The sequence below is a fragment of the Nesterenkonia maliinae genome, assembly GCF_051262655.1.
GTDB lineage: Bacteria > Actinomycetota > Actinomycetes > Actinomycetales > Micrococcaceae > Nesterenkonia.
This window is the reverse complement of record NZ_JBIMEY010000001.1, coordinates 504,417-530,124: the sequence shown is the minus strand read 5'-3', so window position 1 is coordinate 530,124 and position 25,708 is coordinate 504,417. Positions and strand designations below refer to the sequence as shown.

Here is a 25,708-nt window from a genome sequence, read left to right as displayed (position 1 = left end):
TCACTGGGTGTTGGCGTCCTCGAAGCGTGAGGCAATGGTCAGGCGCCCCCGAACCCACTGAGCAGGAACCAGAAGACGAGTACACCGACCATGCCGGCGAGCAGGCCCCACCCGGCACCGATCAGGGCTCTTAGAGTTGTGGAGGCGCCAGTCGGCGCCAGGGCTGGCAGGGCAGACCCACATACCGCACCGACGACTGCCATGACACCAGCGTGCACCGAGAGGATCCAATTCTCGGTCCCCGGGCCGTCCAGGAACGATGCCGCCACCGGGAGACTCAGGGCCCCCGCACCGAGCAGCAGGACGACACCGATGACGCGTTGGAAGGCCCCGGACATGACGTGCCTCCGAATGAAGCGGAAACGCGTGGGCGCCCCGTCGTGGACGCTTGGGCGGTCCATACATCATCCCGGGTTCAGGCGGTGGAGACGCGGTCTTGGCGGCCCGCGGCGCTCGGCGCAGAGGGCGCAAAAGGGTGCAGCTCCACCTCGCCGCCACGGACGACGACGCATGTCGCGTCCGGTACTTCCTGCCATGCGCCCCGGAGGTCCCCCAGCGGTTCCGAGACCACCAGCCGGGTGTCGTCGGAGAGTCCCTGGAGCATCGGGTGGTCCGGGTACTGAGCGCGGAGCGTCGCGACGTCGTTGCTGTGGAAGAGCGACCGCGAGCTGCCCTCGCTGGAGTAGCGAAAGGCCCAGGTCGTGTCGCCGTCGGTGGTGGCGACCGTCATCTGGACGGGATGCTCGACCCCGTGGCGGCGTCCGACGTCCTCGATGAACCCGACTGCTGCGGCGACTGCCGCGCGTGGGTCCCGTTCCAGCCCGAAGGTCAGTGCGAGATAGAAGAACAGCTCGGAGTCGGTTGAGCCTTCGATCTCGGGATAAAGGCTGGGCTCCACTGCCATGGCCAGATCACGCTTCATCGTCAGGAAGTCGGTGAGCAGCCCATTGTGCATCCACAGCCACCGATCGTGGCGGAACGGGTGGCAATTCGTCTGTTGGACGGCCGTGCCGGTCGTGGCACGGATGTGTGCGAACACGTGGCCGGCGGAGGCCAGTGCCGCGAGCTCACGCAGGTTGCGGTCGTGCCAGGCCGGCTCCGTGCTGCGGAAGACCCCCGGAATCGGTCCAGTGCCGTACCAGCCAACCCCGAACCCGTCGCCGTTGGTGGTCTCGGCTCCCAGGCGCGAGTGTTTGCTCTGCATGACCAGGGAATTGGTGGGTTTATAAAGCAGGTCATCCAACCGTACGGGGGAACCTGAATACGCCAGCCAGCGACACATCTCGTCTCCTTGCACTCAGGGCGGACCTGAACACCACGACGGGCCGACCCACCGTGACCGTTCGACCGCGACCCAGCCGATGAAGACGGTAGCTTCGAACCTGCACCTGCACCTGCAGTGCGACGGCCCGCGGCGATTACATTCTACGTCTGGGTGAGGTGCGGCACATCACCCGCGGAGGGTGAATCCTCGCCTCGCGCCCGCCGATCATGGTCATCCGCGGCGGAGGCGCTGCGCAGAGGCTCCATTCTTGAGGTGACCTCCGTGGCCCGACTCACCCGGTCCGGTTCACGTCCTGGGCTTCGGCGACCCAGTCAGGAAGATCGCTGCGGAAGGCGTGGGCGATGTCCTGATCGGTGCTGACCGACCAGCGCACCAGGCCGTCGACCTCCGGCTCGTCCTTGTCCCAGTTGAACCAGTTGATCAGACGCAGCTGGGGGAACTCCGAGCGCAGATCCTCGGTGAAGATCTGCTGCCACCACTGCCGTTTGATCTCCAGGGCCAGCTCGGGGTCTGCGTCTGCGGTGACGAACGCGGCGGTCTCGGGAATGGCCAGCGGCTTGTCGCGGTCCGCGGAATAGACCTCGTAGAAGTCCGGGAGCATGCTCTCATCGCCGGCGAGTCCGGAGTAGGTCCCACGGAGCTGCTCGGCGAACTTCGCGGGTTCGGGGAGGTCGTTGCTGCCCCAGGGATGCGAGTCTCCCCAGTGATAGAGCGACATTCCGACCCAGTCGACGACGTCGTCGCCGGGGTAGAAGGGCTCGTAGGGATCATCGCGCTGGGTCAGTTCGCCGTCGCCGTCGGTGTCCAGCAGCTCGAAGTCGGTGGTGCCCGGGTCGGGAGCGTACTGGCCGCCGACGAAGGGGTATCCGCCCCCGTAGTTCGGCGCCCAGATCATCTCGGTGCCGGTGGTCCGCTCGCGCACCGCGGCGGCGACCTCGCGGAAGGCCTCGATATAGGCCTCCGGCTGCATGCCCCAGGGGTACCAGGAGCCGTTCATCTCGTGGGCGAAGCGCAGCAGGACCGGCACCTCGGCGTCATTGACCTCCACGAGGATATCGATCAGCTCGGTGATCGACTCTTCGGTGACGGCCTCGAGTCCCTCATGCGGTTCCAGCGTGAGCATGAGCACCCCGCCCATTCCGGCGACCTGGTCGGCCGCGCCCCGGACGTTCTCGGCATCGGTCGCGGAGAACGGCATGTGGATGAAGGACACTGCGGCGCCGGGAGAGACTCCTGTGGTGGTCGCGAACTGCTCCAGCGTCTCAACGCCCCAGTCGGGATTCAGCCCGATGGTGGGACGGTCCGCCGGGAGCGCCTGCGTCGGACCGGCGAGCGGCTGACCGGTGGGGGAGGAGTCCTCTGCTTCGGTCCCCGCCTTAGGGGGCACCGAGCATCCGAGCGCGAGGGCGCTCACGGCTGCGGTGACCAGCAGGGGGGACAGACGGGCGGGTCGCAGACGTGGCCGCACAGGGCTCCTCACTTCAGTGGACAGACAGCTAGGGGGCGTCAGCTATGCGCTGACGCCCCCTAGTGGTGTGCCGTGTGGCACAAAGTTCAATCAGCCGGCTGCGGGCAGCTTCAGCTGATCGCCGACGAAGATCAGGTTCGGATCCTGGACGGTGTCAGTGTTGGCGTGCCAGATGTCTTTCCAGTCCAGGCCGAGAGCGTTGGCGATGCTGGACAGCGAGTCGCCGGCCTGCACGGTGTAGGTCTCGCCCGAGGTCTGAACCTCAGCCTGCGGTGCCTGCTGCACTGGAGCCTGCTGCACGGGCTCGGGAGCAGGAGCCGGTGCGGGCTCGGGAGCAGGAGCCGGTGCGGGCGCGGGCTCAGGAGCGGGCTCTGGGGCCGGTGCGGGCTCAGGAGCGGGCGCGGGCTCTGGGGCCGGTGCGGGCTCGGGAGCGGGCTCTGGGGCCGGTGCGGGCTCGGGAGCGGACTGCTGCGGTGCCGGCGCGGACTGTGCGGGAGCAGTGTTGCCGCCGCCGCCCGGGTTGCCGGAGAGGCCGAGCTGTGCGGAGCAGGAAGGCCATGCGCCCCAGCCCTGGATCTCCCAGAGTGCGTGTGCGCGGCTGATCTGCTCGGACTTGCTGGCATTGCTGGGGAGACCGGAGCCGCCCACTGCCTGCCAGGACTGCTGGGAGAACTGCACGCCGCCGTAGTAGCCGTTGCCGGTGTTGATCGACCAGTTGCCGCCGGACTCGCACTGTGCGAGCTGGTCCCACTGGCTCGAGGCGCTTGCGGCCGGAGCCTGAGCGACGACGGCTGCGCCGGCCAGCGTGGCAGCAGCGAGTGAGCCGCCGAGAACCTTCTTGAAAGTCTGCTTGGTCTGCATGAGAGTTGAGTCCCGAAGTCCCTGCACTCGTGACCCTCCCGGGCCGTCCTAGTGTCACCGTCCGCCTTCATGATGTGTAGCGGTCAAGTTTCACCCGAGTCGGCATGGACGGTGGTGGGCAGCCGACTCCGGTGCTTCCTGATGCCGTGTGGTGGGCCTGGGAACGGAGGCCCAGTCGTCACAGCTGCATCACAGAAGATGTCCGTTAACCAGTAAAAGGTCTCGATTTGATTGCGTCAACCGGGGTCTGGGTGACCTCCGCCGCTCAAGAATCGCGGAATCACGCGGAAAAAGCTTCGTTACCTGGCCGTTATCAACGTTTCTGTGAATAACATGTGAGTGATCCGTCTGTGATGAAACGGGAGTACCAAGAGGCTGCTCCGGCGTCATGACGCCCCAGCGGGCCGCTTCCACAATGTGGGAATTTTGGTGCTCCAACCGCCGAAGAGCCGAATCTGGTGCAAGAATCAGACGATGGACGGTGTGGATCGCGCAATCATTTCTGCGCTGCGGGAAGACGGACGAATCTCCAACGCGGCGTTGGCCCAGAAGGTCGGACTCACCGCCGGTCCCTGCCTGCGCCGCGTCCAGCGACTCGAGGCCGAGGGCGTCATCCTGGGCTACACCGCCGACATCAACCCCGAGTCTCTGGGCCAGTCCTTCGAGGTCGGTCTCGACATCGAGCTCAAGTGGGGAGACCGCGAGACCGTCGAACGCTTCGAGGACACCATGGCAGGCTATGAGGAGGTCCTCGAGCTGCTCCGGCTCTTCGGCTCGCCGGACTATTTCGCCCGCGTCGCGGTGGCCGACCTGCATGCCTATGAGCGGTTCCTCACCAAGAAGGTGCTGACCATTCCGGGGGTCCAGGGCACCGACTCCGCCTTCCCGATGAAGATCATCAAGAGTCAGCGCCCACATCTGAACACCGGGAAGTCCTTCGACGAGTGAGTCGCGCATGAGCGCGGCCGGAGAGTCTGTTCCTCGGCGTCTGCCGCATCTGCTGATGGTCGTCACGGTGCTGATCGTGGCGGCCAATCTGCGTCCCGCGATCACCGCGGTGGGTCCGCTCATCGAACGCATCGGTGAGGACACCGGGCTGGGTCCGGCAGCCCTGGGACTCCTCGGCGCCATTCCCGCCCTGGGCTTCGGCGTCGTCGCGCTCTTCGTGGCCGCGCTCGGGCGCCGTTGGGGCGTAGAGCGGACGATCTTCGTCTCGCTGCTGCTGCTGGGACTCGGCACGCTGCTGCGGTCCCTGCCGCTGGGCAGCTTCTCGCTCTTCGCCGGCACGGTGATCCTCAGCGCGGCCATCGGTGTGGGCAATGTGCTGGTCCCGGCGGTGGTCAAACGCGACTTCCCCGCCCGGGTGCCGATCATGACCGGGCTCTACACCGCGATGCTCGTCGGCTGTGCCGCGGTCGCCTCCGGCACCGCGGTCCCGGTGGCCGCCGCCAAGGGGTGGGAATTCACCCTCGGAGCATCCGCCCTCTTCGCGCTGGTCTCTGCCGCCCTCTGGGGAGTTCGGCTCGGAGGCCCGCGGGGAACCGGATCCGCCTCTGCTGCGACGCCTGACCGCTCGGACCTCCCGAGCTCACCGGCAGCCCGATCATCGAGTGCCGGCGCAGCGGACGCCGGCGCAGCGGTCCCCGATCCAGCGCCGCCCGCAGCGCGCCTCCGGGGCGGCACGATGTGGCGCTCCGCGGTCGCCTGGCAGGTCACCGTCTACTTCGCTCTGCAATCCGGGATCTTCTATCTGATGCTGACCTGGTTTCCTGCCATCCAGACCTCCCACGGGATCACCGAAGCCGCCGCCGGCTTCTGGCTCGGGGCCTATCAGGCCATCGGGATCCTCGCGAGCCTGGTGATGGGTCCGATCATGCAGCGCGCCCAGGATCAGCGCGCGGTGGTCGTGGTGCTGGCGGGCATCATGTTCATCGGAGTGCTCGGCATCATCTTCCTGCCCGCGGCGATGCCCGCCTGGGCGCTGATCGTCGGCTTCGCCTCCGGCGGCAATCTGCTGGCAGGTCTGACCCTGATCAGCATGCGGGCCCGGACCTCGGCGGAGGCCAGTCGCCTTTCCGGCATGGCTCAGGGCGTCGGATATCTGCTCGCCGCCGTGGGCCCGCTGCTGGCCGGCACGTTGTTCGAGTTCACCGGCTCCTGGTCCCCGGTGCTGTGGATCATCGCGGCCGCCGTCGTCGTGATGGCCGTGGTCGGGCTCTTCGCCGGGCGCCGAGTGGACGTGCTCTGACGACGGATCACCGGCTCTTGACCGGAGCTCCCCGGGGTGTCGGGCGCAGGCCGATCGGATCGGACAGGGATAGTCGGGTGCAGAGTCGCCTCGACGACCAGGCTGGATCAGGAAGGGGAAACCGTGATCGCAGCACTGAACAAGGTCGTGAGCTTCATCGAGGAGCGCCTCGACGAGGAGATCGACGTCGTCGAGCTCACCCGTGAGCTCGGCACCACCGAGTACCACCTGCGTCGGATGTTCTCCTCGCTGGCAGGCATGCCGCTCTCGGAGTACATCCGACGACGGCGCATGACCGTGGCCGCCGCGGAGGTCCTCGCCGCCGGTGACCTGCTGGGCACTGCGGTGCGCTACGGATATGGGTCCACGGAGGCCCTCAACCGGGCTTTCCGCGCGGTGCATGGCATCAGTCCTGCAGAAGCACGCCACCACGGAGGCCCCCTTCAGTCACAGCCACAGCTCAGGTTCCACCTGACCGTCGAAGGGAACGCTCCCATGGAAACACGCATAACCGACCGCCCCGGCTTCCGCCTGATCGGCCACTCCGCCCGGGTTCCACTGATCCACGAGGGGATCAATCAGCACATCCAGGCGCACATCGCCTCCCTGCCCGAGTTGGAGCATGCCCGCCTGAAGTCGCTCAGCGATGCGGAACCGGCTGGGATCCTCCAGGTCAGCGCGGATGTCGATCCCGACTACACCGAGGCCAGCGAGCTGACCTACCTGCACGGCGTCGCGGTCACCGAAACCACCCCGGTGCCAGAGGACCTCAGCGTCATCGAGCTGCCGGCCGGGGCATGGGCGGTGTTCCGCACGCAGGGCCCGCACCCGGAGGCGCTGCAGTCGACCTGGGCGGCGACGGCCACCGAGTGGTTCCCCTCGAACCCCTGGCGGCTGCGCCCCGGACCGTCGATCGTGGCCGTCCTCGACCACGCAGCCGATTTCAGCACCGCCACCACGGAACTGTGGATGCCGGTGGAACGTGCCTCGCACCTCAGCTGAGCATGCTGAGCAGGTTTGTTCTGTGGTGACTCATCAGTAGTCTCATGTGATGGATCACCTCCCCTGGACCGCCGCAGACCTCCCAGTGCTCGACGGCCGCACAGCCGTGGTCACCGGAGCCACCAGCGGGGTCGGCCTCGCCACGGCAAGCGCACTGGCCCAGGCAGGGGCCCATGTGGTGCTTGCCGTGCGGGACGCCGAGCGTGGCGATGCCGTGGCGGCGACCATGTCCGGAAGCACCGAGGTGCGACGCCTCGACCTGGCGGACCTGGCCTCGGTCCGGGATTTCGCCCAGTCCTGGAGCGGCCCGCTGGACCTTTTGATCAACAACGCGGGTGTTGCGGGCGGACGAGGCGCGGTGACCCAGGATGGATTCGACCTGCAGTTCGGGACCAACCACCTGGGTCACTTCGCGTTGACGAACCTGCTCCTGCCCCATGTGCGCGACCGGGTCGTCACCCTCGCCTCCGGGGCGCATCGGGCCGGTGACATCCACTTCCAGGATCTCGCGCTGCGCACCCGCCGGTACTCGCTCGCCGAGACCTATGGCCAGTCCAAGCTCGCAAACCTGCTCTTCACCCTGGAGCTTGAACGCCGACTGCGCCGCTGCGGATCCGAGGTCCGGTCCCTCGCCTCGCATCCTGGCTATTCGGCGACCAATCTCGGCATCAAGGGTCGCAGCAAGCCGCTCGTCGCCACGGTCAATCTCGCCGGACGGCTTCTGGCGCAGACCAGCGAACAAGGAGCGCTTCCCACGCTTTTCGCAGCCACCCAGGACCTGCCTGGAGCCAGCTACGTCGGTCCAGACGGTCGCTGGGAGCTCCACGGCAGCCCTGCCTTGGTCGGTCGCTCGGCCCGGGCCAGTGACCCTGCCCTGGCGACCCGGCTCTGGGAGGCCTCCGAAGAGCTCACCGGCGTCCGGTTCGATCTGGACCTTGAGTAGGTCGCTCGCGAGCCGCGCATGCCGGCTCGAGGAGCGCTGATCTCAGTCAACGACGCGTGGCCGATCCTGCGATCTCCTGCAGCGCCTGCACATGGGCCGCGAATGCGTCCCGTCCGGTCTTGGTGAGCGAGAGCCAGGTGATCTGCCGGGAGTCCCCGCGTCCCGCGGAGGAGGCCTTCCTGGAAGAGACGTACCCTGCGGCCACGAGTGTCTTCAGGTGCTTGGAGAGGGTCGCATCGGAGATCTCCAAGGTGTCGCGCAGCACCGCGAAGTCGAGATCATCCACCGGTCGCAGCAGTCCGCAGATCCGCAGCCGGATCGGGGCGTGGATCGTCTCGTCGAATCTCGCTTCAGCCATGCCGCAGTCTGTCCCAGGCAGAGCGGTAGGCGATACCGGCGAGCCACGTCGTCGTCGCGAAAGCCATCAGACTGGTCAGCGCCACCGCCCAGGTCATGGTGGAGGCGACGAGGCCGAGTGAGACGCTGAAGAGCCCAAGGCACACCGCGATGATCCCGGCGACCGAGAAACCAGCGCGGGGGCCTATGGTGCGCAGGCGCAGGCCGGTCTCGCGCTGAACCAGGTACGTGACCACAAGGACGCCGACCAGGGCCAACCAGCCCGAGGTGGGTGGTTCGTAGTTCTCACCCGGAGTGGTGCCTGCTGCAGTGGAGACCCACCAGGCGGCGAGGCAGCCGTAGGCCGCCAACAGCGCTCGAGGCACCTGGATCGCCGAGGCCAGACCTTCGCGGTCATCAGTCAAGGTGCCCAAGGCCCGAGCGGCGTCCTCGGGTGAGGTGTGGATTGAATTCGTTTCCATAGCGGAAAGTCTATTCTTCGCTTTCCGCTGCGGCAAGCGATTTCAGGGTGCAGAAGTGTGGGCTTGTGGTTGCGCGGTGATCGAAGCATGGGCTCGACGCCCTGGATCTTGGCGGTGGTCGGTCTCCAGAATCATGAAGCCCGATTCGACGAGCCGCTCCCGCATCGACTCGATCGACCATGAATACGCGGTGCTGATCTCATGAGCGAACGGCGTCGCGTCGGGACCGTGGAAGAAGCCGATCAACAGCCGTCCCTCCGGCCGCAGGGCTCGGTGAAGTTCCCGGAGAATCTCAGGCAGGTCGGTGGGCGGGGTGTGGATCAGCGAGTACCAGGCCAGGATTCCGGCCTGCGAGCCGTCGGGGACGTCGAGTGTCGTCATCGAGCCCTCCCGGAAGGTCACATCGGGGAACCGCGAACGCGCGGGGCCGATGAACTCCGGCACCAGATCCAGGCCGGAGATGTCGACCCCGAGGGATCGCAGGTGGGCGGTCCAATGCCCCGGCCCGCATCCCGCGTCGAGCACCGGACCGACGGGCAGGTCCTCGGCCCAGAGGGTGATCTTCTCGCGATCCCGCGGATCCATCTGATCCATGGTGCCCAGCGCGGAAGAGTATTCGGCGGCCCGCCGGCCGTAGGCGACGCGCAGGTGTTCTTCCTCGGTCACGACGGCGGTGGAGGCTTATGAAGCTCGGTGTGAACTCGCAGGTCAGAGCACCGGGCGGAACGGGATCAGGGCCCACTCGGTCACTCGAGCCATCGGTCGACGTTCCCGCCACCGGTCAGCGATCACGAGCTCGCAGTGTTCGCGGTCGCTCTCGAAGACCCGCTCCATCTCCGCGGCGAAACCCGCGTCGATGACTTCGAGGTTGGACTCGTAGTTGAAGGACAGGGACAGCCGGTCGATGTTCGCCGTGCCGATCGTCGACCACTCGCCGTCGATCGTCGCGGTCTTCGAGTGCATCATGCTGCTGCCGAAGAGCTGGATGGAGATCCCGGAATCGAGCATCTCACCGAAGAAGCCCCGGGAGACCCAGTCGGCGAGCACGTGGTTGGAATCCTTCGGCACCATGACCTGGACGTCCACCCCACGCTCTGCGGCGAGTTTCAGAGCCCGGAGGATCTGCTGGTCAGGGATGAAGTAGGGCGTGGAGATCCAGATCCGCCGATTGGCCCGCTCAATGGCCTTCAGATACATGTTTCGGATCGGGTAGACCAGGTCCACCGGCAGGTTGGCGACTACGCGGACCGAAGGATTCCAGCTGTCGGGGGCGATCCACGGGATCTGCTTGGCGGCGTCACGATCCTCGTTCCACAACCGGGCAACCGTCTGGCGCAGCCCCCAGACGGCGGGACCGACCACCTTGAGGTGGGTGTCGCGCCACTTCTTGGCGTAGAGCGCGCCGATGTTGTAGCCACCGACGAAGCCGACGGCATCGTCGATGACCAGGATCTTGGAGTGATTGAACCCGGTGGAGCGCACCGGGGCCTTCCAGAAGCTCCTGCCGGCCGCGGGCATGCGGAACACGTGGACCGCGTCGTCGAGCTGCGCGTAGAACGCAGACTTCACCACCAGATTGGCGAACCCGTCGTAGATGATGAAGACCTTCACGCCGCGACGCGACGCGGCGTTGAAGGCGTCGATGAATCGCTGGCCGACCTCGTCATCCTTCCAGATGTAGGTCTTCATCAGGATCAGATCCTGCGCGGAGTCGATCGCCTCGAGCATGTCGTCGTAGAGCGCTTCACCGTCGGTGTAGATGTTCATCGGTGACTCTTCGACGTCGGTGTCGAAGGTCCCCGGACGGGGTGCATCACGATCTTTCCGGTGCCGGTGCTTGATGAGGTCAAGCGCCACCACTGAGAGGGCCGTGATCGTCGGCACTGCCAGAGCAGATCCCACCACCGCGAGCGGAAGCGCGGTGGGCGAAGTTCGCCGACGGACGAGGTGTCGCTTGGGGGTCGTGAAGAAGCTCATGCCGCCACTCTAATTGGCCTGAGCAATCACCTGCGCGTCAGACCGGGTGCCGTCCAGCCGAGATCTCTTGACGTGATGTCCACCAGGGTCTCTCATGGAGTCATCGACTGGGTCCGTGTCACCTTCTACGCAGGGTTCCGGCCAGTTGGACCCAGACGGCCGTACCCGGAAGAGAGCCCGTCATGGTGCGCATGCTGCTGCAGGCCGCAATCAATATCGTGGTGGCCGCCGTTGCTCTGCTGGTCGCCGCGAGTCTGATCGACGGCGTCACTCTCGAGCCCACCGGATTCGTCACTGCCGTCGTCGTCTTCGTCCTGGCGCAGGCCATCCTGGGGCCCTTCGTGTTCAACATCGCCCGTCAGTATGCCTCGGCCATCCTCGGCGCGGTCGGCCTGGTTTCGACCCTGTTGGCTGTGTGGATGGCGACCCTGGTCGCGGATGGCCTCACTCTCTCGACACCCATGGCGTGGATCCTGACGCCCCTAGTGGTCTGGATCGTCACGGCCCTGGGCACCTGGATCTTCGGATACCTCGTGCTCAAACGCTGGTGGGACAAGCGTGCCGAGGAGAAGAACATACGCCGCTCGATGGCCTGAAGGTCTCGCGGACAGCGTCCGTTCAAAGGGGTGCTCCTCGCGATCAGCGAACTCGTCAGTCCCTTGCCAGCCCGAAGCGCTGAGTCAGGTCTCCTGGATTCTGGAGGGCAGGGGCCCGAGTCCGAGTAGAAACCAGCCAGGCCGCGAACGAGTTGGCCTTCTGGATCTCGCGGAGCGTCAGCCGAGCCCGGTTCGTCACAACGACATCGCAGAGCTGGGTGACGTCGGCTCCGCGGACTGTGGCCTGCACCCTGGTCGAGACCGGACCCAGGTCGAGTCCTGCGGCAGCCAAAACCGCCCAGGACATCTCAAAGATCCGGGAAGCGGGCCGTGGAGCGGTCTTGGCGGTGAATTCCAACGATGACACGCTTGCCCACGGGAGCGAGACGTCCAGATCGTGGAGGACCAGGTCGTCCGGCTCGAAGGTCATGTGGGAGGAATCCGCCGAACCTGCGATGAGCCGGTCATCCTTGATGGCGAACAATCCGTAAGTCTGTGCTGTCAATGGATCTCTCTCGAGGTGTAGATGCGCTTTTGTGCCCGATTCTATTGCCATGATCGAAAGAGCAGGTCGACGTTTGCTCTCGAGGTGGTGAGGGCTCAGTCAGGTTTATCCGCTTCGTCCTTCCCCGGGTGACAGCGGATCGCCCAAGGTCGGTGCGGAGCTGATCATCGACGGTGCCCGCGACGGTGACGCGGCCAGTCGACCTGCCAGCGATCGCGGGCGAGAGTCTCAGTCCCGACCGGGGTCGTGGACTGTGCACCCGGCGTCCGCAGCAGGCACCCGGAGCCGAGGTCGATCTCTATGCAGACTCAGGGGAGTGCTGAGCAGGCGAAGCGAACGTCGTACGACACTCCTGTCTCTATAAACCGTCGTCTCAGACTCACCGCAGAAGAACTGGCCGCCCAGACTCGCAAGCCCTGTAGGCAGATTGGAAGTCAGCTCGACTGCGAACCAACCGATCTTCCCTCGCGTGGCAGAGCCCTTGACTCCTTCTTGGGCCCGGCGATACAGCCACAACGCACCGCCCCGCGCCGACGGGAAGACCCGCTTGCCGCAGCAGTACTAGCTCTCAGTCTGTTCCGCCAATCCGGCAGGACGAGTGTCAGTGTTGTCACATTCTCCACACCTCACAACAAATATGTTGACAGCATGTGTACTTTAGTTACTATTGTGCTTAAGCTACTTAAAATTTGAAACAGCAACTAACGTTGGCCGCTCTCTCCACGTGGAGGTCGGGCCTGGAAATAGGAAGGTCCGATCCATGCTTGATCACCCCACCAGGGAGGTAAGTGCCCCCCAGAAACTGCTTGCTGAATTTGCTGGTCTACGTAGAGCGCGCGCCGATCCGTTGCTGACGGACTCGAAGTTGTCGGTCGCAGAACTGGTGAGGGAAGCAGTGCCTCCCACTTCGGCGACAACCAGGCCGTCGAGTGGTTGGATTGACAGGCCTACGAGTTCATGGCGAGCAGCCCTGGGGCGGACCGAGCAGCGAGACGGTATCCGTCGCTTTGAATCCGGATGTGATCGCGTTGGAACCTAAAGACGATGCGCCACTCGATATCCGGGAGGCTTTCGCCGAACACGGGGAAGCCCTCTTCCGGTTCGCGCTCAACGCCCTGAGTGACCGCCACGAGGCCGAAGACTGTGTCCAAGAGACCTTCATCCGGGCCTGGCGGAACCGCGATCGCTACAGCAGCTCACGCGGCTCGACACGTACGTGGCTGTTCGCCATCGCACGAAACCTCGTGATCGACTCGCTGCGGGCTCGCGCCCGTCGCCCAGCGCCCACGGAGCAGGAGAAGGTGGAGTGGGCGAGTGAGCCAGTGACCGAGGACCTTCGCATTGTGGAACGGTTGGCTCTCTATGAGTCTCTGGCCACTCTCTCGGAGGAGCATCGCCAGGTCATTGTCTCAGTGCAGCTGTACGGGTTGGGGTACCAAGAGCTGTCAGAACAGACCGGGGTTCCAGTTGCGACGTTGCGGACGCGAATGTACTACGGGCTGAGAGCTTTGCGAGTGGCATTGGCAGACGATGGTCCCAACGGAGAGCGGCCTCCCCGAGGGTAAGAGCTCACCACGGGTCGACAGCGGGTGAGCGCAGTGCGAGCAGGGCTGCCTCGAGGCGTTTGGCCTGATAGCTCCGGAGCTCCGCGAAAGCTGTGCGGTCATGGTTGATCTGTGGTGAACACTGGCCTTTGCCAGTATGGACCTGGATTGTCGCCTAAACATTAGTCTTGCAAGACGCCTGGGAGGCAGTCTGAGGCCTACTCCATCCTCCGAATTAAGTACTAAGTGACGTCGGCCGGTGGCGCGTTCTTCGCATCGCTTGATCGCCGAGGTCCAGTTATAGAGTGGAGCCCGAAAGGCTCATCGCGTGAGGAGCAGTGGCGATTTTGAGTGGTTCCGAGATCGGTGTATAGCCGGGTGGTCGCTCGGCGCGTAGCAGGCTGATCGAAGGTGGGCTGAGACCTAGAGAGCGGGTCACAATTGGCGCACTGGTGCTGGTGCTAGTTGAGGTGACCGCAAACCGGGCGTCTCACCCGATGCAAGGTGTGGATGCCGATTAGTCCACAGGGGGCGATGGACTCTCGACGGCTGGATCGTAGCGATGCAGAGCGCGGAGGTTCGGGCGGGATGAGGTGAAACCAGGGTGCGGCGAAGCCAGGAGGATCAGATGGGCTTACCGTTCGAGATCAGCTCCGGGGGAGAGGATGCGCCGTCCCTACCCGTGACGGGCCAACCGCGGGCTGGCCCCCACCCGCACATCCATTCGGACGACAGAAGCGGAGGAGAGGCATGACCAATGGGAGCAGCCGGTTTGAGCGTGATAACCCACGACAGGAGCCGCGATCAGGGACAGGTGAAGTGGGGTGAAGGCGCCGGGTGGCGACCAACGTCTCATCCAAAGTCAGGGAACAGCTTGTCAACCGTGCGGTTCCCATCGTTCACATGCTCGTCCTGGGCCCCAGCGGGGGCGGCGAACCATGCTTGTCGTTCTGGTCGGAATCGACGGGGCTGGCAAGACGACGGCAGGACAACTGCTTGCCCAGCGGCTTAGAGCGAACGAATTTCCTGCGGTCTTCACCAGAAACAGCTCCGGACGACGCAGCATCACGGCCTGGTGTGTGCGGCGGAACTTCAACCCTTCGGTGCGTCTGCTCGACGCTGCAGAAACCAGCATCCGCTGCATCAACGTGCTCGTATCCCACCTGCGCGCACTAACCGGCAGCCGTGTCGTGATCATGGACCGGTACCTCTACTGCCAATCTGCATTGAGGCGAGCGAGGGGTCTGAAACCGGGCCGGTCCCTGACCCTTTTGCTCAAGGTCTTGCCCACTCCCGACATCGTCTTCCACTTCGATGTCCCAGTGGGGATCGCTTACAGCAGGGTTCAACGGCGAGCCACTGACGCCGAAACCCTCGAGCACCTCCAAGCCCTCGACGAGGCCTACTCAGAGCTCGCAGAGTTTCCGACGTTCATCACCATCGATGCCAGCAACCCTGCCGAGCAGCTCGTGGAAGACATGCTGTTGGAGCTTGGGACGCGCGGTCTGGGACTTCCGTCATGAGCCTGCCAGTGTGCCGGGAGAGGCCAGAACCTCCCGAGTTCTGGTTTATTCGACGTGTTCGACCACCCCGTAGGACTCCATTAGATTCATAATCCACTGGGTTTCGGTGAACCTGACCCAGCCGTCGAGAGGGTAGCTGTGTTGCGTCTGGCTTCTTGCTGTCTTGGGCCTAGTTGGCTGTGTCTGCGGGCCATCGCACGGCGGTGTCGCAAAATGCTGTCGTCCCAGCGCGTGAATGCTCGCAGGCCGCATCGATGAGTTCCCGTTCCCCGATGCGCCCTCCAAGGTCTACCTCGGTCTCCACGGCCTTGTTGCCCTGACAGTCATACGCCGACCCATACAGGGGTTCGACGCTGGCTCGGATGTCAATCGAGTCGTCTCTACGGTCAATATCGACGTCGGAGATTTCCCCTGTTTCGCCGCTCGCACACCCCAATCGGCTCACGCTGATTTCCACGGTGGAATCTCCGTTGTCGATCTCCCCGGGGTTGGTCAACTCCCAAGTCGCGAGGCTCACGTCGATCACCTCTTCGAGAGTCAGCGACCTAGAGGGGCCATGGGGCCCAGGTGCACCCTCGCCTCCGCAGGAAGCAAGGGGAATCGCAAGGGCAAGAAGGGCAACGTGGATGCTTCGGAGGCGCATATAGGCCTTCGCTGGAGGTGAGAGGTTTCGCTCGTCAGTTCCAGTTTAGGTGGGTCGTCTCTGCTCGCGCCGGCAGTGGGTTAACTCGATGCTCCTAGCGGCGGAGGTGTGGAGCTAGCTGGTGTGACAGTCAGTCGCGCAGTGGAAGCATCCATTGGCGGTGGAATGGCCAGCTTGCTTGGCTGCTCGAACGGCGCCTGAACACGATGGGTGGTATCCCAGTGATGCTCGATTCTCCGTTGCTGGAAGGCAGCTGCGACGGGAATCGACGTCGTGCACCTCGTGGTCCCCGTTGGCCTGTTGATTCTTGTTGACACAGTAGTTCGGCACGGTTTCTCCATAAGAGGAGGAAATGGTATGCGTCACACGATCAGGCGTAATGCTGGTGCCTTTATGGTGGGCGATCCCCCTAAATGTCTAAGTATCGGATTCCAATTCTTTTCGTAGACGCGGGCGTCGCGGATAAGGGGCGTTCACCGTGCTTTTAATCGGGCGGGGTATACGTGCACCCTGGACTCAGTATCTGTATGGAGTGGTTCTGGGGTGGGGGAGTGCCCGGTGAGCGACCGGCTATCGGGCAGTGTTGGCACGGGTGTGGCCAAGTCAGAAGAGGTTTGGCGACCGAAGTCCGGTTGGCCTCATCTACCTGCCGCGCTACGGATCCACGCGGTTTATGAGGGGAGACGTGGGTATACAGACCCCACATTTGCATACCCCCTGGGGTATGTGTCAGACTCGTGGATATACCCCCCGGGGTATCAAAGATTTCCACAGAAAGGACGCGACCTCATGCTTCTGGAACGCATCTACGACGAAGACCTGGCCCAGGCCAGCTACTTCATCGGCTGCCAGGCCACCGGCGAAGCCATGGTCATCGACGCCCGCCGCGACGTCGGCGAATACTTCGACCTCGCCGCAAACCACGGCATGCGCATTTCCAAGGTCGCCGAGACCCACATCCACGCCGACTACCTCTCCGGCACCCGCGAACTCGCAGCCGCCGCAGACGCCGAGGCCTATGTCTCCGGCGAGGGCGGCGAGGACTGGCAGTACGGCTTCGACGCCACCCGGCTGAAGCACGGCGACGTGATCACCCTGGGCAACATCCGCGTGGAGGCCCGCCACACCCCCGGACACACCCCGGAGCACCTGGTGTTCCTGGTCACCGACGGCGCCTTCAGCAACGATCCCGGCTACATGATCTCCGGAGATTTCGTCTTCGCCGGAGACCTCGGCCGCCCCGACCTCCTCGACGAGGCCGCCGGGGGAGAGGACACCCGCTTCGAAGGTGCCAAGCAGCTCTATGCCAGCCTGAAGAACGAGTTCCTCGCCCTGCCCGATCACATCCTGGTCTACCCCGGTCACGGCGCCGGCAGCGCCTGCGGCAAGGCCCTGGGCGCACTGCCCGCCACCACGGTCGGCTACGAGCGGACCAACGCCTGGTGGTCCAAGCACCTCGCCAACGATGACGAGCAGGGCTTCATCGACGAGCTCCTCGACGGCCAGCCCGACGCACACGCCTACTTCGGCCGGATGAAGCGCGAGAACAAGGACGGCCCCGCCGTGCTGGGTCCGCTGTCCCCGCTGCAGGCGTTCACCTCGGATCAGGTGCGCAGCGCCCTTGAGGAGAACCGGGCGGTCTTCGTCGACACCCGCCCCAACGACCAGGTCAAACAGGGCACCGTGGTGAGCGCACTGAACATCCCCGCTGGCGGAAAGTTCGCCAGCTTCGGCGCCTGGGCCTATGACCCGGAGACCGAGACCCAGCCCCTGATCCTGCTTGCTGAGGGCCAGGAGCAGGCCGAGACCATGCGCAACCATCTCATGCGGGTGGGCATCAACCAGGTCAAGGGTTACACGATCAGCCTCGCCGATCTGCCCAAGATCCAGCCGGCGACGATCACCCCGGAGGAGGTCGAAAACTTCGAGCCTGCGCTGCTGCTGGATGTACGCAACAAGTCCGAGCACTCAGACGGCCACATCCCGGGCTCCAAACAGCTCAGCGCGGGACGCGTGCTCTGGCACCAGGACCAGCTGCCCACCAGCGGTCCGATCGTGACCTACTGCCAGTCCGGGACCCGGAACTCCGTGGCCGCCAGCGCGCTGCGTCGACAGGGCCACGACGTCCGGGAACTGGTCGGCAGCTACGCCGGCTGGTTGGAATACAAGCACTCCAACTAAGACACACACGTCAGTTCAAGCGGGCACCTCGGAGACCCGAGGTGCCCGCTTGAACCCCATTCGTTTTCGAGAGGAACCTCCTGCCCTATGGCTACCACCACGAACCCCGCAAGCACCGGCACCACGTCGACGCCGGCCTCCGCGGCCACCGCACTGATGAGCCCCACGGAACTCGCCGAGAAGCTGCAGTCCCGGCAGTCCCCCCTGCTGGTCGATGTCCGCACGCCCGCGGAGCACGAGTCGCTGCGGGTCCCCGGATCCCACAACGTCCCGCTGGACCTGTTGCAGAAGAACAAAGACACCCTGGCCGAGCAGTTCACCGGAGACATCGTGCTGATCTGCCAAACAGGCAACCGCGCCAACCAGGCCCTGCAGCACCTGCGCGCCGCAGGCGTGGACACCGCTCGAGTGCTCGACGGCGGCGTCGTCGCCATGGAGGCACAGCACAGCCAGCACACCCACCGGGGCCAGCAGCGCTGGGCCATGGACCGCCAGGTCCGCATGGTCGCCGGATCACTGGTACTCACCGGATTCCTCGGCAGCAAGCTCATCTCACCCAAGGTCGGCTACCTCGCCGGCGCCATCGGGGCCGGGCTGACCTTCTCCGCGCTCACCGATTCCTGCGCGATGGCCGCAGCGCTGAACAAGATGCCGTGGAACAAGGTCGAGGCTGACCCGACCGTGGAGAAGCTGCTGGCCGAGATCCCCCGCTCCACCGCGATCCAGACAGCCCAGACCAAGGCGTCGCGGGGATGAGCACCGGCCTGATTCTGGCGATGATCCTCGCCGTCGGGATCGGGCTCTCCCTGGGCCTGCTCGGCGGCGGAGGCACCATCCTGGCGGTTCCACTGCTGACCTACGTGGCAGGCTTCCCGGCCAAGGAAGCGATCGCGGCCTCGATGTTCATCATCGGGGTCACCTCCCTGGTGAGCGTGATTCCCCACGCCAAGCGCGGCAACGTGCAGTGGCGCACCGGATTCATCTTCGGAGCCGCCGCGATGGCCGGAGCCTTCGGCGGCGGACTACTGGGGGCCCAGCTGCCCAGTGTCGTGCTCATGGTGGCCTTCGGCATCATGATGGTCGCCACCGCGCTGGCCATGATCCTGGACCGCAAAGTCACCAAAACCGGTGAAGAGCGGAAGAAACTACCCCTGGTCAAGATCCTCGCCGAAGGACTCGTGGTCGGGCTGGTGACCGGCATGGTCGGCGCCGGCGGAGGGTTCCTCGTGGTCCCCGCCCTGGTGCTGCTGGGCGGACTCTCGATGCCCGCCGCAGTGGGCACCTCGCTGCTGATCATCTCGATGAAGTCCTTCACCGGCCTCGCTGGATACCTGACCTCGGTGAGCATCGACTGGGGGCCGGTGCTGGTGATCACCGTCATCACCGTGGTCGGGGCGCTCATTGGGTCTGCGCTGGGCAAACATGTCCCGGAAAAGGCGCTGAAGAAGGCCTTTGGGTACCTGGTGCTAGCGATGGGCGTGGTGGTGTTCCTCCAGGAGCTGCCCCTGGCATATGGGCTCACAGCAGCCGCGGTGATTGCCGGGCTGCTGGGGACTCTGCTGTACCGACGGAGCCGAGAATTGTTGACATCATAGAGACAATCGGTAGCAGACAATAGGCAGTGCGAGCAGCAGGGAGAGAACCATGAGAGAAGCCGATCCGGAGACCCAGCGCAAGATCGTGAACCGTCTGAAACGAGCTCGCGGCCAGCTGGACTCAGTGATCAACGCCGTGGAGAACGGCGGAAGCTGCCGCGACGTCGTCACCCAGCTCTCGGCCGTGTCCACCGCGCTGGATCGCGCCGGGTTCGCCGTGGTGTCCTCAGCGATGCAGTTCTGCGTCACCGAACCAGAACGGGCCGCAGAGACCGAGGACGGACTCACAGTGGAAGAGCTGGAGAAGCTGTTCCTCTCCCTGGCCTGAACAGGGAACAGGCCGCCAGACGGAACCGGGTCGATCTCTGGCATGGCGAGGCCGACTAGCCTTAGCTCGTCATGGAGATTCAGGCGTGATGGGGTCGCCGTTGGCCGGTGAGGTTAAGGCTGCACGCAATCGAGCGTCGGCGTCGTCAGCGACCTCGCGCACCTGGGGAGCGTCGCTGAGCTGCACCAGCGTCTGAGGATCGACCGCATCGATGATGCTCTGGTCGTCTTCGACATCGCGACGGACCACGACATTGCACGGCAACAATGCGCCGAGCTCAGGCGCGGCGGCGAGGGCCTTACTGGCTAGTCCTGGGTTGCAGACCCCCAAGATGACGTAGTCACCGAGGGCCTCAGCGGATTCCGCGCCTAGTTTCTTCTCAAAGGTGGTCTTGACATCGGTCTCACTGAGGATGCCGAAGCCCCGTTCTGCCAAAGCTTCGCGGGTACGTTCTACGGCTTCGGCATAGGGCAACCGGAGAGTGATGGTGCGGGCATAAGACATGATCGTCTCCTCCTCGGTGGCGCTTTTCCAGGATCCGGGGGATCTGCTGAAGGTTTGGTTGTCCTGAGGCATGGGGCCGCTGTACTCAAGTAGATGCTCGCTGGGGGCCCGTCTTGCGAGCACTTCAGATACGGTCTGGAGACCGATGCGCGCTGAGGGATCGGTGGATTCTGGCGGTCATTGCAACAGGAGGTCTTCGATCAGTTCGATCGGCTTCCGAAACCCTAGTCTTTTCCGCGGTCGATCATTAAGTTCCTGGGCTACCCAGTCCAGGTCCGCTTCGCTGTGAACGCTGAGGTCCGTGCCCTTGGGGAAATACTGCCTCAGGAGTCCATTGGTGTTCTCGTTGATCCCTCGCTGCCAGGGCGAGTGTGGATCGCAGAAGAAGATCTCAATCCCGGCGTCGATCTTCACCGTCTTCCAGTCGCGCATCTCGATCCCTTGGTCCCAGGTCAGTGAATGTCGCAATGCTTCAGGCAGAGTTTTGATGTTCGCGGTCAGCGCGTCTCTCATCTGTTCGGCCTTATACCCATCTGGTAGATGGATGAGCATCGTGTAGTTGGTGCTGCGCTCGACCAAGGTCCCGATCGCGGAGCCGTTGCCTTTTCCGATGATGAGGTCACCCTCCCAATCCCCAGGAACGGCACGGTCCTCGACGTCCTTGGGGCGTTCGGAGATGTTGATCATGTCCGGGATTCGGTTTTTGCGCTGCCCGGCCTTCCTGCACGGGCGTCGAACGGCCCTGCCGGTGCGCAGACACGCGGCCAGGTCCCGCTTCAGCGCACCACGTGATTGCACGTAGAGGGACTGGTAAATGGTCTCCGGGGACACCTGCATCTCCAACTCGTCGGGGAACTGACGGCGTAATCGCCCACTGATCTGCTCGGGCGAGTACTTCTTCCTCAAGTCAGCCTCCACCCTGGCACGCAGCACCCGATTCGTGTGAAGCTTCGCAGGCTTGGGCCGAGAGGCACGCTGATAGGCCAGCACCTGAGCTGAAGTCGCGCGGCACTGAGCGCCGGGCAGAGTGTTGCGTCGGAGCTCCCTCGACACTGTCGAGGCTGATACTCCGATCACTGCTGCGATCTGGCGCAGCGAGTGGCCTTGAGCTCGCAGGACGGCGATCTCCTCCCGCTGGGCGAAAGACAGACACCGACCTTTGAGATCACGGCCCCGTCGGGGTCTGACGCCCCCTGCGCCGAGGAGCACCCGGCGCCCCGTCCGTCTGCTGGTCTCGATCGGGAGAACAGCGTCAGTGATGAACTCACCGGCCTGCATCCCAGTCCAGAACACCTGGAGAAGATCCGGTCTCACGAAGATCGAGTAGCCCGTCATATCAACACCCATCTGCTAAGTGTTGCAATCACCGCAAGAACCCAAGGATCGTCTATCGGGCGCATCTTTGTCTCCGTAGCGGGTGCTTAGATCTCCCAGTCGGAGCTGTAGGTGCGGTCAGCGAGAAGTTCTGAGATCTCGGCGTGGACGCTCATCGTCTTGGCGAGATGATCGGCCCGCCCGGTCTCCAGCACGTCGGGACCTTTCCAATCTCGTTCGGAGATATAGGCCGTGTACGGGTTGATGACGCATTTGAAGTCGAGCATGAGTGAGTGGCCCAGCGCCGCAGTGGCCATGTAGGAATGCGGCAGTCCAGCCGCGCAGACGAACGTCACGACCTTGTCGAACCAGGCTGCGACTCTGCCGTTCTCGCCGGTCGCCCCGGTTGCCTCAATCAGTGACTTCACGGTCGCTGCGGGGGCCCAGTTGTAGACCGGGAAGGCAAGCACAATACCGTCGGCGCGACGGATGATGTCGTGCAGCTCGGCGAAAGTAGTGCTCTCAAACACTTGATCGTTGTCAAACGCCGGGAGCTCGTAGTCAACGAGATCCACCATTCTGGATTGATGCCCCTGTTTCCTGAGCAGTTCAGAGCTCGCTAAGGCCAGGTCACGGCTTCGACTTGTCGGGTCGAGGCTGCAGGACAGGACGGGAAGGTTTAAGGCGGGCATTTACCTAAGGTATCCGGGTCCTGGTGTTCCTGTTCTGCGGGATTCGGGCGGCGCCTGAGTGATGTCTTCTAATTCGTAACGGATCTCCGAACCCTCCGAGGCGCTGTTGTGGCGCGCTTGGAAAAATCGTCCGTTGCGGGATTCTGCGGATATTGGGCCGGTGAGAGGTGCCTCGTCCGTCGCCTCGCAACCCAAGGGTTATGAGACGGTCACGGTGGAGCGCCCGCTCAACAGGCAGGCCGCTGAGGTTGTCTACGGCATGATCGGGGGACGCGAGTTCCAAGCGAGTCGCATCAGGACTTCACTCGAAGTGTGGACAGGCATGAGTATTCTGGTGCTAGCGGCCTCGAGGTCGGCGTCGTGGATTTCGCCCAGTTCGAGGATGCCTCAGTGCTCACCGGCTGCGCCTATGAGAAGGGCTGGTGCTGTGACTCGACGGGTGTTCAAAGAAGATGCCTGGCGGTCGCTGGAGCCGAGGGAGAAGGGCCTGGTCCTCGGCGTGCTGGTGGGCGCTGTGCTTGCCCTGCTGGATTGGCAGCCCGCCTGGTTGGCCGCTGGCGTCCTGCTCGGTGTGGGGGTCGGCCACATCGTCGGCCTCCGAGAGTCCTCGCGGCACAAGGCCCATCGCCCCCCAGGACACAAGACACTGGTGCGCGGTGAGAGTCCCGATGCGCAGGAGACGCCCGAGCACCGGGAGGAGCGGCTGCGCAGTGCCGCCTGGTTCCGGGCCACTCGGATGATCGAAGGCAGGACCGACCGTGCTGGCACGCTCGAGGAGATCCGGGACACTGTCCCGGGCTTCACTCCTGGACGCTACGAACATGAACTCGACGAGGCCCTGGCACGCATCAAGGAGTCTCAGGTTGGTGTCCGGGCCAGGAGGGTCAAGCTCGTCGAGGAGGCCCGAGAGATGGATGTACTCGATGCAGTTTTCGCTCTCCGGTACTTCAACGCCCGGTTCTCGGGGCATATCGGGCAGTACGGCCTCGGACCCATCGACATCATCGAGGCTCTGGGTGACCTGTACCCGCAGGAGGTTATCGAGGAGGCGGCTGCCCGTGCCTCCGCCCTGATCTCGGAGGGCATCGACATGGGCATCGGTTCCTGGGATCACAGACCCAACGCTGCCTACCTGCGCCAGGCCCACCCCGGATTCAACGACCGGGCGGTGAGCGACGCCCTGGACTGGGGCCACATGATCCACCGCTGAGCAGCAGTGCGAGACCCCCGGCCGAGGACCAGGCAGACACCATCGTGACAAGGACGTGCATGAAGAATTGGCAGCTTGCCTGGCAGATGATGACCTCGATACAGAAGACGGTGTTCATCATGCTCATCGTCTGCGCAGTGTGTGTCCTGGTTCTCCCTGAGACTCCATACTTGGTCCGCATGGCCGGTCTGGGTGCCATCGGCGCGTGGATAGTCATCCGTCCTCGCCGCAGCCGCGCTCTCCATCCTCCCAAGGCCTCCTCCAGCCACCGCCCCCGGGCTCAGCCGAGGGTGCTGACCGAAGCCGAGCGCAACACCAGGCTGCGCGTGGCCGCCTGGCACAACGGCCGCCGGATGGTTGCAGGGCAGAAAGACCGTGCTGGGGCGCTGAAGCAGATGTCAGAGACCATCCCAGACCTACCCCTGGAGGGCTACGAACTCGCGCTTGACGAAGCCCTTACCCGGATCCATGGGCACAAGGCGGAAGTGCGGGCTCGCCGCGCGGCGCTCTTGGCTCAAGCGCATGAGATGGACGCGCTCAATGCAGTCTTCGCCCTCCACTACTACAACCGCCGGTACTCCGGGCATATCGGAGAGTATGGATTGGGCCAGATCGACCTTGTCGACGCCTTGGGGAGCCGGTTCTCTCGCGGGCAGATCGACGAGGAGGTGAGGCGTTCTGATGCGTTGATCGAAGAGGGCATCCGGATGGGCGCCGGCTCCTGGGACAAGGAACCAAACATGGCCGCGCTGCGCAGGGACTTTCCCGGGTTCGAAGACCGGGCACTCAGCGACGCTCTCGATTGGGGACACGTCACCCATCGCTGAGATGGCCTGTTTCGGTTGTTTTAACACGTCACAACGGTCTCGCCGTTCCGTTCGCAGGGTGAGCGAGGATACGGAGATGCGTCTTGGAACCCAAGGGTTGAAAGGGAGTGGATAAGTGCTCGATGACGAATGCCAGGATGAGTCCGTTACACGATGACCGGGTGCCTGGGGCTCATTTTGGGAGATAGGCCCAGGCGGAGCGCCCCGAAATCAGGGAGACCGGGACGCGACGGTAAGAGACGCGCTCGTAGTGATCGGCAGCGGCGAGTTCGTCTGGGGCGAGTTCAAGGGCGACACCCTGGACGAGATCCTTATCGGTCCCGGGCAGAAGGGCCGGGTGCAGGTCTTTGCCGCTCGTGGCAATGACCTCTGGGTCGGTGATCCGCAGCTCGCCTACGACGTAGCCAGCAAGAGCATCGGGAACGGTTTCGACCGTCCGGCCGAATAGGGCGCGTTGAACATCCGCAAGTTGCAGGGTTCCAAAAGAAAAGACGACGTCAGACATGCTCACATCATCTCACCGACGAGGATCTTGACGCGCGAGATCCTCACCGTCTTGCAACCCAAGGGTGGTCTCAGGGGGTCCTTGCAACAGGCGGCTGAGATCCGTCCAAGAGTAGCTAGTTGACTCCTTCAACGGCCAGGTTGGTGCTCTCTCCAGCAGGTGATGCCGACGTTCCCAACCACAACTTGCTCTCGATGCTCACAATGCCTTGCGGGATGAGCCACCCTGGAAGCTCAAGTCAACCAAAGAAGGGTGCACGCATGACGGAGAAGCTCGAGTACGTGTCTGACGTGGAACGAAGTGAATGGCTTCGTTCCATGGAGGCTGAGCCGTTCAGCCGTGTCCTGTCGATCGTGCCCCGCGGTTACGAGATGTAGGCGCGCGTACTTCACCCGGTGTATCGCGACCGGCCACTCGCCACCAAGACGTGGCACGGCATCGACGAGACCACGTTACTTCCAAGATAATGCCGCAGACCTCGGCACCGTACTAGAATCCGAGCGCACCACCTGGACAAAGACTGCCGGCGCGTTCGACCCGACCATGCACCCCGAGGCCCAGTATGCACGTCTGCTGCGGTCCGACCCTGACGAGGTGCACTCGGCGATCGGTCATGATGGATGGCGCTACAGCGTCCCGGATGAAGGCAACCTCGAAGTGACCTCGCTCGAGACCGTCACCCGTGTGCTCGCCCGCCACACTACGACCCCCGATGCTGGCATTGCCCCGATCTGGGAGGGATGGGGCGGCCTCGTGAGCTCAGCCGGGGCACAGCTCGTGATGGTCGAAATCGTCGACAGCTCGTCTGCCGATGACAGCGATGGGGCCGGTGTGTGGCGCACCGTAGCCAGAGCGCTTCGGCGGCGACACAAGACCGCCGCTCGCCTGAGGAAGAGGGTCGTGCAGTCGGCGAAGATGCGACTTCCGACTCTGGCCCGCAATGTGCCGAAACCAGGTTCCGAGGTGCTTCCAGCTGAGATCGCCAGCGGACCGCGGCTCGACCTCCATGGAGATACCGGGCGCCACGACCTTCTCTTCGAGTCAGGGGCGCAGGACTTTGCGGACCCGACTTGGCCTGCCCGCGCGCCATGGACGCATCACGCTCAGCGGGCCCATTCGCCCAGCATCCTATGGCCCGA

The 25,708-nt window shown here is 64.3% G+C and carries 26 protein-coding genes; 13 read left to right on the top strand and 13 right to left on the bottom strand.

Going from position 1 to position 25,708, the window contains the following annotated elements; translation table 11 throughout:
* Positions 1-38: 38 nt before the first annotated feature.
* The 4 genes from ACHAA4_RS02480 to ACHAA4_RS02465 all read right to left on the bottom strand — a co-directional run bounded on the left by ACHAA4_RS02480 (position 39) and on the right by ACHAA4_RS02465 (position 3,614).
* Complete coding sequence (locus tag ACHAA4_RS02480; RefSeq protein ID WP_435772605.1) at positions 39-338, bottom strand: hypothetical protein; 300 nt, start codon at positions 336-338, stop codon at positions 39-41.
* Between the two features lie 77 nt (positions 339-415).
* Entirely contained in the window at positions 416-1,282 is an 867-nt protein-coding gene (locus ACHAA4_RS02475; RefSeq protein WP_435772604.1) for a class II glutamine amidotransferase, read from the bottom strand.
* Positions 1,283-1,556: 274 nt separating this feature from the next.
* The gene (locus tag ACHAA4_RS02470) at positions 1,557-2,753 is read right to left on the bottom strand and encodes a glycoside hydrolase family 26 protein (RefSeq protein ID WP_435772603.1); all 1,197 of its coding nucleotides are present in this window, start codon (positions 2,751-2,753) and stop codon (positions 1,557-1,559) included.
* A 90-nt stretch (positions 2,754-2,843) separates the two neighbouring features.
* Positions 2,844-3,614 (bottom strand): transglycosylase family protein, encoded by a 771-nt coding sequence (locus tag ACHAA4_RS02465; protein ID WP_435772602.1) that lies wholly within the window; start codon positions 3,612-3,614, stop codon positions 2,844-2,846.
* Positions 3,615-4,088: 474 nt separating this feature from the next.
* Here ACHAA4_RS02465 and ACHAA4_RS02460 point away from each other — a divergent pair, with 474 nt between their 5' ends.
* The 4 genes from ACHAA4_RS02460 (at position 4,089) to ACHAA4_RS02445 (ending at position 7,807) form a co-directional block, all read left to right on the top strand.
* Positions 4,089-4,562: an Lrp/AsnC family transcriptional regulator gene (locus ACHAA4_RS02460; RefSeq protein ID WP_106122726.1), complete on the top strand. Its 474-nt coding sequence runs from the start codon at positions 4,089-4,091 to the stop codon at positions 4,560-4,562.
* Between the two features lie 7 nt (positions 4,563-4,569).
* Positions 4,570-5,862, top strand: a complete 1,293-nt coding sequence (locus ACHAA4_RS02455; RefSeq protein WP_435772601.1) for an MFS transporter — start codon at positions 4,570-4,572, stop codon at positions 5,860-5,862.
* Positions 5,863-5,985: 123 nt separating this feature from the next.
* Complete coding sequence (locus ACHAA4_RS02450; RefSeq protein ID WP_435772600.1) at positions 5,986-6,864, top strand: AraC family transcriptional regulator; 879 nt, start codon at positions 5,986-5,988, stop codon at positions 6,862-6,864.
* Positions 6,865-6,913: 49 nt separating this feature from the next.
* Positions 6,914-7,807, top strand: a complete 894-nt coding sequence (locus ACHAA4_RS02445) for an oxidoreductase (protein WP_435772599.1) — start codon at positions 6,914-6,916, stop codon at positions 7,805-7,807.
* Positions 7,808-7,853: 46 nt separating this feature from the next.
* Here ACHAA4_RS02445 and ACHAA4_RS02440 read toward each other — a convergent pair whose 3' ends face one another.
* The 4 genes from ACHAA4_RS02440 to ACHAA4_RS02425 are packed head-to-tail and all read right to left on the bottom strand — an operon-like array spanning position 7,854 to position 10,602.
* Positions 7,854-8,165 (bottom strand): transcriptional regulator, encoded by a 312-nt coding sequence (locus tag ACHAA4_RS02440; protein WP_435772598.1) that lies wholly within the window; start codon positions 8,163-8,165, stop codon positions 7,854-7,856.
* Positions 8,158-8,625, bottom strand: a complete 468-nt coding sequence (locus ACHAA4_RS02435) for a hypothetical protein (RefSeq protein ID WP_435772597.1) — start codon at positions 8,623-8,625, stop codon at positions 8,158-8,160. Before ACHAA4_RS02435 ends, ACHAA4_RS02440 begins: the two co-directional genes overlap by 8 nt.
* A gap of 42 nt (positions 8,626-8,667) precedes the next feature.
* A complete protein-coding gene (locus ACHAA4_RS02430) occupies positions 8,668-9,291 on the bottom strand; it encodes a class I SAM-dependent DNA methyltransferase (RefSeq protein ID WP_435772596.1) in 624 nt (207 codons plus the stop codon).
* A gap of 42 nt (positions 9,292-9,333) precedes the next feature.
* Entirely contained in the window at positions 9,334-10,602 is a 1,269-nt protein-coding gene (locus ACHAA4_RS02425) for a phospholipase D-like domain-containing protein (protein WP_435772595.1), read from the bottom strand.
* Between the two features lie 191 nt (positions 10,603-10,793).
* On the opposite strand from ACHAA4_RS02425, the gene ACHAA4_RS02420 reads away from it, so the two are divergent.
* A complete protein-coding gene (locus tag ACHAA4_RS02420; RefSeq protein ID WP_435772594.1) occupies positions 10,794-11,198 on the top strand; it encodes a phage holin family protein in 405 nt (134 codons plus the stop codon).
* A gap of 55 nt (positions 11,199-11,253) precedes the next feature.
* Here the strand turns inward: ACHAA4_RS02420 and ACHAA4_RS02415 are convergent, their stop codons facing one another.
* Positions 11,254-11,703: a hypothetical protein gene (locus ACHAA4_RS02415; RefSeq protein ID WP_435772593.1), complete on the bottom strand. Its 450-nt coding sequence runs from the start codon at positions 11,701-11,703 to the stop codon at positions 11,254-11,256.
* A 929-nt stretch (positions 11,704-12,632) separates the two neighbouring features.
* Between ACHAA4_RS02415 and ACHAA4_RS02410 the strand changes: the two genes are divergently transcribed.
* From ACHAA4_RS02410 to ACHAA4_RS02385, 6 genes are all read left to right on the top strand, one after another.
* Positions 12,633-13,268 (top strand): RNA polymerase sigma factor, encoded by a 636-nt coding sequence (locus ACHAA4_RS02410; RefSeq protein WP_435772592.1) that lies wholly within the window; start codon positions 12,633-12,635, stop codon positions 13,266-13,268.
* A gap of 917 nt (positions 13,269-14,185) precedes the next feature.
* On the top strand, positions 14,186-14,770 hold the full coding sequence (locus tag ACHAA4_RS02405) for a nucleoside/nucleotide kinase family protein (RefSeq protein WP_435772591.1): 585 nt from the start codon (positions 14,186-14,188) through the stop codon (positions 14,768-14,770).
* Positions 14,771-16,202: 1,432 nt separating this feature from the next.
* Positions 16,203-17,594 (top strand): MBL fold metallo-hydrolase, encoded by a 1,392-nt coding sequence (locus ACHAA4_RS02400; RefSeq protein ID WP_435772590.1) that lies wholly within the window; start codon positions 16,203-16,205, stop codon positions 17,592-17,594.
* A gap of 87 nt (positions 17,595-17,681) precedes the next feature.
* On the top strand, positions 17,682-18,350 hold the full coding sequence (locus tag ACHAA4_RS02395; protein ID WP_435772589.1) for a rhodanese-like domain-containing protein: 669 nt from the start codon (positions 17,682-17,684) through the stop codon (positions 18,348-18,350).
* Positions 18,347-19,189, top strand: a complete 843-nt coding sequence (locus tag ACHAA4_RS02390) for a sulfite exporter TauE/SafE family protein (RefSeq protein ID WP_435772588.1) — start codon at positions 18,347-18,349, stop codon at positions 19,187-19,189. The genes ACHAA4_RS02395 and ACHAA4_RS02390 overlap by 4 nt, the downstream gene beginning before the upstream one ends.
* A 49-nt stretch (positions 19,190-19,238) precedes the next feature.
* A complete protein-coding gene (locus tag ACHAA4_RS02385; protein WP_435772587.1) occupies positions 19,239-19,517 on the top strand; it encodes a metal-sensitive transcriptional regulator in 279 nt (92 codons plus the stop codon).
* A 69-nt stretch (positions 19,518-19,586) separates the two neighbouring features.
* On the opposite strand, the gene ACHAA4_RS02380 is transcribed toward ACHAA4_RS02385, so the two are convergent.
* The 3 genes from ACHAA4_RS02380 to ACHAA4_RS02370 all read right to left on the bottom strand — a co-directional run bounded on the left by ACHAA4_RS02380 (position 19,587) and on the right by ACHAA4_RS02370 (position 22,027).
* Positions 19,587-20,021 carry a DUF302 domain-containing protein gene (locus ACHAA4_RS02380; protein WP_435772974.1) on the bottom strand — a complete coding sequence of 145 codons (435 nt, stop codon included), beginning with the start codon at positions 20,019-20,021 and terminating at the stop codon, positions 19,587-19,589.
* Positions 20,022-20,198: 177 nt separating this feature from the next.
* Positions 20,199-21,368, bottom strand: coding sequence for an IS30 family transposase (locus ACHAA4_RS02375; RefSeq protein WP_435772586.1), 1,170 nt, complete (start codon positions 21,366-21,368; stop codon positions 20,199-20,201).
* A 74-nt stretch (positions 21,369-21,442) separates the two neighbouring features.
* The gene (locus ACHAA4_RS02370; RefSeq protein ID WP_435772585.1) at positions 21,443-22,027 is read right to left on the bottom strand and encodes an NADPH-dependent FMN reductase; all 585 of its coding nucleotides are present in this window, start codon (positions 22,025-22,027) and stop codon (positions 21,443-21,445) included.
* A gap of 439 nt (positions 22,028-22,466) precedes the next feature.
* On the opposite strand from ACHAA4_RS02370, the gene ACHAA4_RS02365 reads away from it, so the two are divergent.
* On the top strand, positions 22,467-23,237 hold the full coding sequence (locus ACHAA4_RS02365) for a hypothetical protein (RefSeq protein ID WP_435772584.1): 771 nt from the start codon (positions 22,467-22,469) through the stop codon (positions 23,235-23,237).
* A 59-nt stretch (positions 23,238-23,296) separates the two neighbouring features.
* Positions 23,297-24,064: a hypothetical protein gene (locus tag ACHAA4_RS02360; protein ID WP_435772583.1), complete on the top strand. Its 768-nt coding sequence runs from the start codon at positions 23,297-23,299 to the stop codon at positions 24,062-24,064.
* 172 nt (positions 24,065-24,236) lie between these two features.
* Here the strand turns inward: ACHAA4_RS02360 and ACHAA4_RS02355 are convergent, their stop codons facing one another.
* Complete coding sequence (locus ACHAA4_RS02355) at positions 24,237-24,569, bottom strand: gamma-glutamylcyclotransferase family protein (protein WP_435772582.1); 333 nt, start codon at positions 24,567-24,569, stop codon at positions 24,237-24,239.
* Between the last annotated feature and the right edge of the window lie 1,139 nt (positions 24,570-25,708).

Bases quoted from the DNA above. Each gene is read 5' to 3' on its own strand.
- ACHAA4_RS02480 (WP_435772605.1), bottom strand. From the start codon at position 338: ATGTCCGGGGCCTTCCAACGCGTCATCGGTGTCGTCCTGCTGCTCGGT.
- ACHAA4_RS02475 (WP_435772604.1), bottom strand. From the start codon at position 1,282: ATGTGTCGCTGGCTGGCGTATTCAGGTTCCCCCGTACGGTTGGATGAC.
- ACHAA4_RS02465 (WP_435772602.1), bottom strand. From the start codon at position 3,614: ATGCAGACCAAGCAGACTTTCAAGAAGGTTCTCGGCGGCTCACTCGCT.
- ACHAA4_RS02460 (WP_106122726.1), top strand. From the start codon at position 4,089: ATGGACGGTGTGGATCGCGCAATCATTTCTGCGCTGCGGGAAGACGGA.
- ACHAA4_RS02455 (WP_435772601.1), top strand. From the start codon at position 4,570: ATGAGCGCGGCCGGAGAGTCTGTTCCTCGGCGTCTGCCGCATCTGCTG.
- ACHAA4_RS02445 (WP_435772599.1), top strand. From the start codon at position 6,914: ATGGATCACCTCCCCTGGACCGCCGCAGACCTCCCAGTGCTCGACGGC.
- ACHAA4_RS02440 (WP_435772598.1), bottom strand. From the start codon at position 8,165: ATGGCTGAAGCGAGATTCGACGAGACGATCCACGCCCCGATCCGGCTG.
- ACHAA4_RS02435 (WP_435772597.1), bottom strand. From the start codon at position 8,625: ATGGAAACGAATTCAATCCACACCTCACCCGAGGACGCCGCTCGGGCC.
- ACHAA4_RS02425 (WP_435772595.1), bottom strand. From the start codon at position 10,602: ATGAGCTTCTTCACGACCCCCAAGCGACACCTCGTCCGTCGGCGAACT.
- ACHAA4_RS02420 (WP_435772594.1), top strand. From the start codon at position 10,794: ATGCTGCTGCAGGCCGCAATCAATATCGTGGTGGCCGCCGTTGCTCTG.
- ACHAA4_RS02405 (WP_435772591.1), top strand. From the start codon at position 14,186: ATGCTTGTCGTTCTGGTCGGAATCGACGGGGCTGGCAAGACGACGGCA.
- ACHAA4_RS02400 (WP_435772590.1), top strand. From the start codon at position 16,203: ATGCTTCTGGAACGCATCTACGACGAAGACCTGGCCCAGGCCAGCTAC.
- ACHAA4_RS02395 (WP_435772589.1), top strand. From the start codon at position 17,682: ATGGCTACCACCACGAACCCCGCAAGCACCGGCACCACGTCGACGCCG.
- ACHAA4_RS02390 (WP_435772588.1), top strand. From the start codon at position 18,347: ATGAGCACCGGCCTGATTCTGGCGATGATCCTCGCCGTCGGGATCGGG.
- ACHAA4_RS02385 (WP_435772587.1), top strand. From the start codon at position 19,239: ATGAGAGAAGCCGATCCGGAGACCCAGCGCAAGATCGTGAACCGTCTG.
- ACHAA4_RS02380 (WP_435772974.1), bottom strand. From the start codon at position 20,021: ATGTCTTATGCCCGCACCATCACTCTCCGGTTGCCCTATGCCGAAGCC.
- ACHAA4_RS02375 (WP_435772586.1), bottom strand. From the start codon at position 21,368: ATGGGTGTTGATATGACGGGCTACTCGATCTTCGTGAGACCGGATCTT.
- ACHAA4_RS02370 (WP_435772585.1), bottom strand. From the start codon at position 22,027: ATGCCCGCCTTAAACCTTCCCGTCCTGTCCTGCAGCCTCGACCCGACA.
- ACHAA4_RS02360 (WP_435772583.1), top strand. From the start codon at position 23,297: ATGAAGAATTGGCAGCTTGCCTGGCAGATGATGACCTCGATACAGAAG.
- ACHAA4_RS02355 (WP_435772582.1), bottom strand. From the start codon at position 24,569: ATGTCTGACGTCGTCTTTTCTTTTGGAACCCTGCAACTTGCGGATGTT.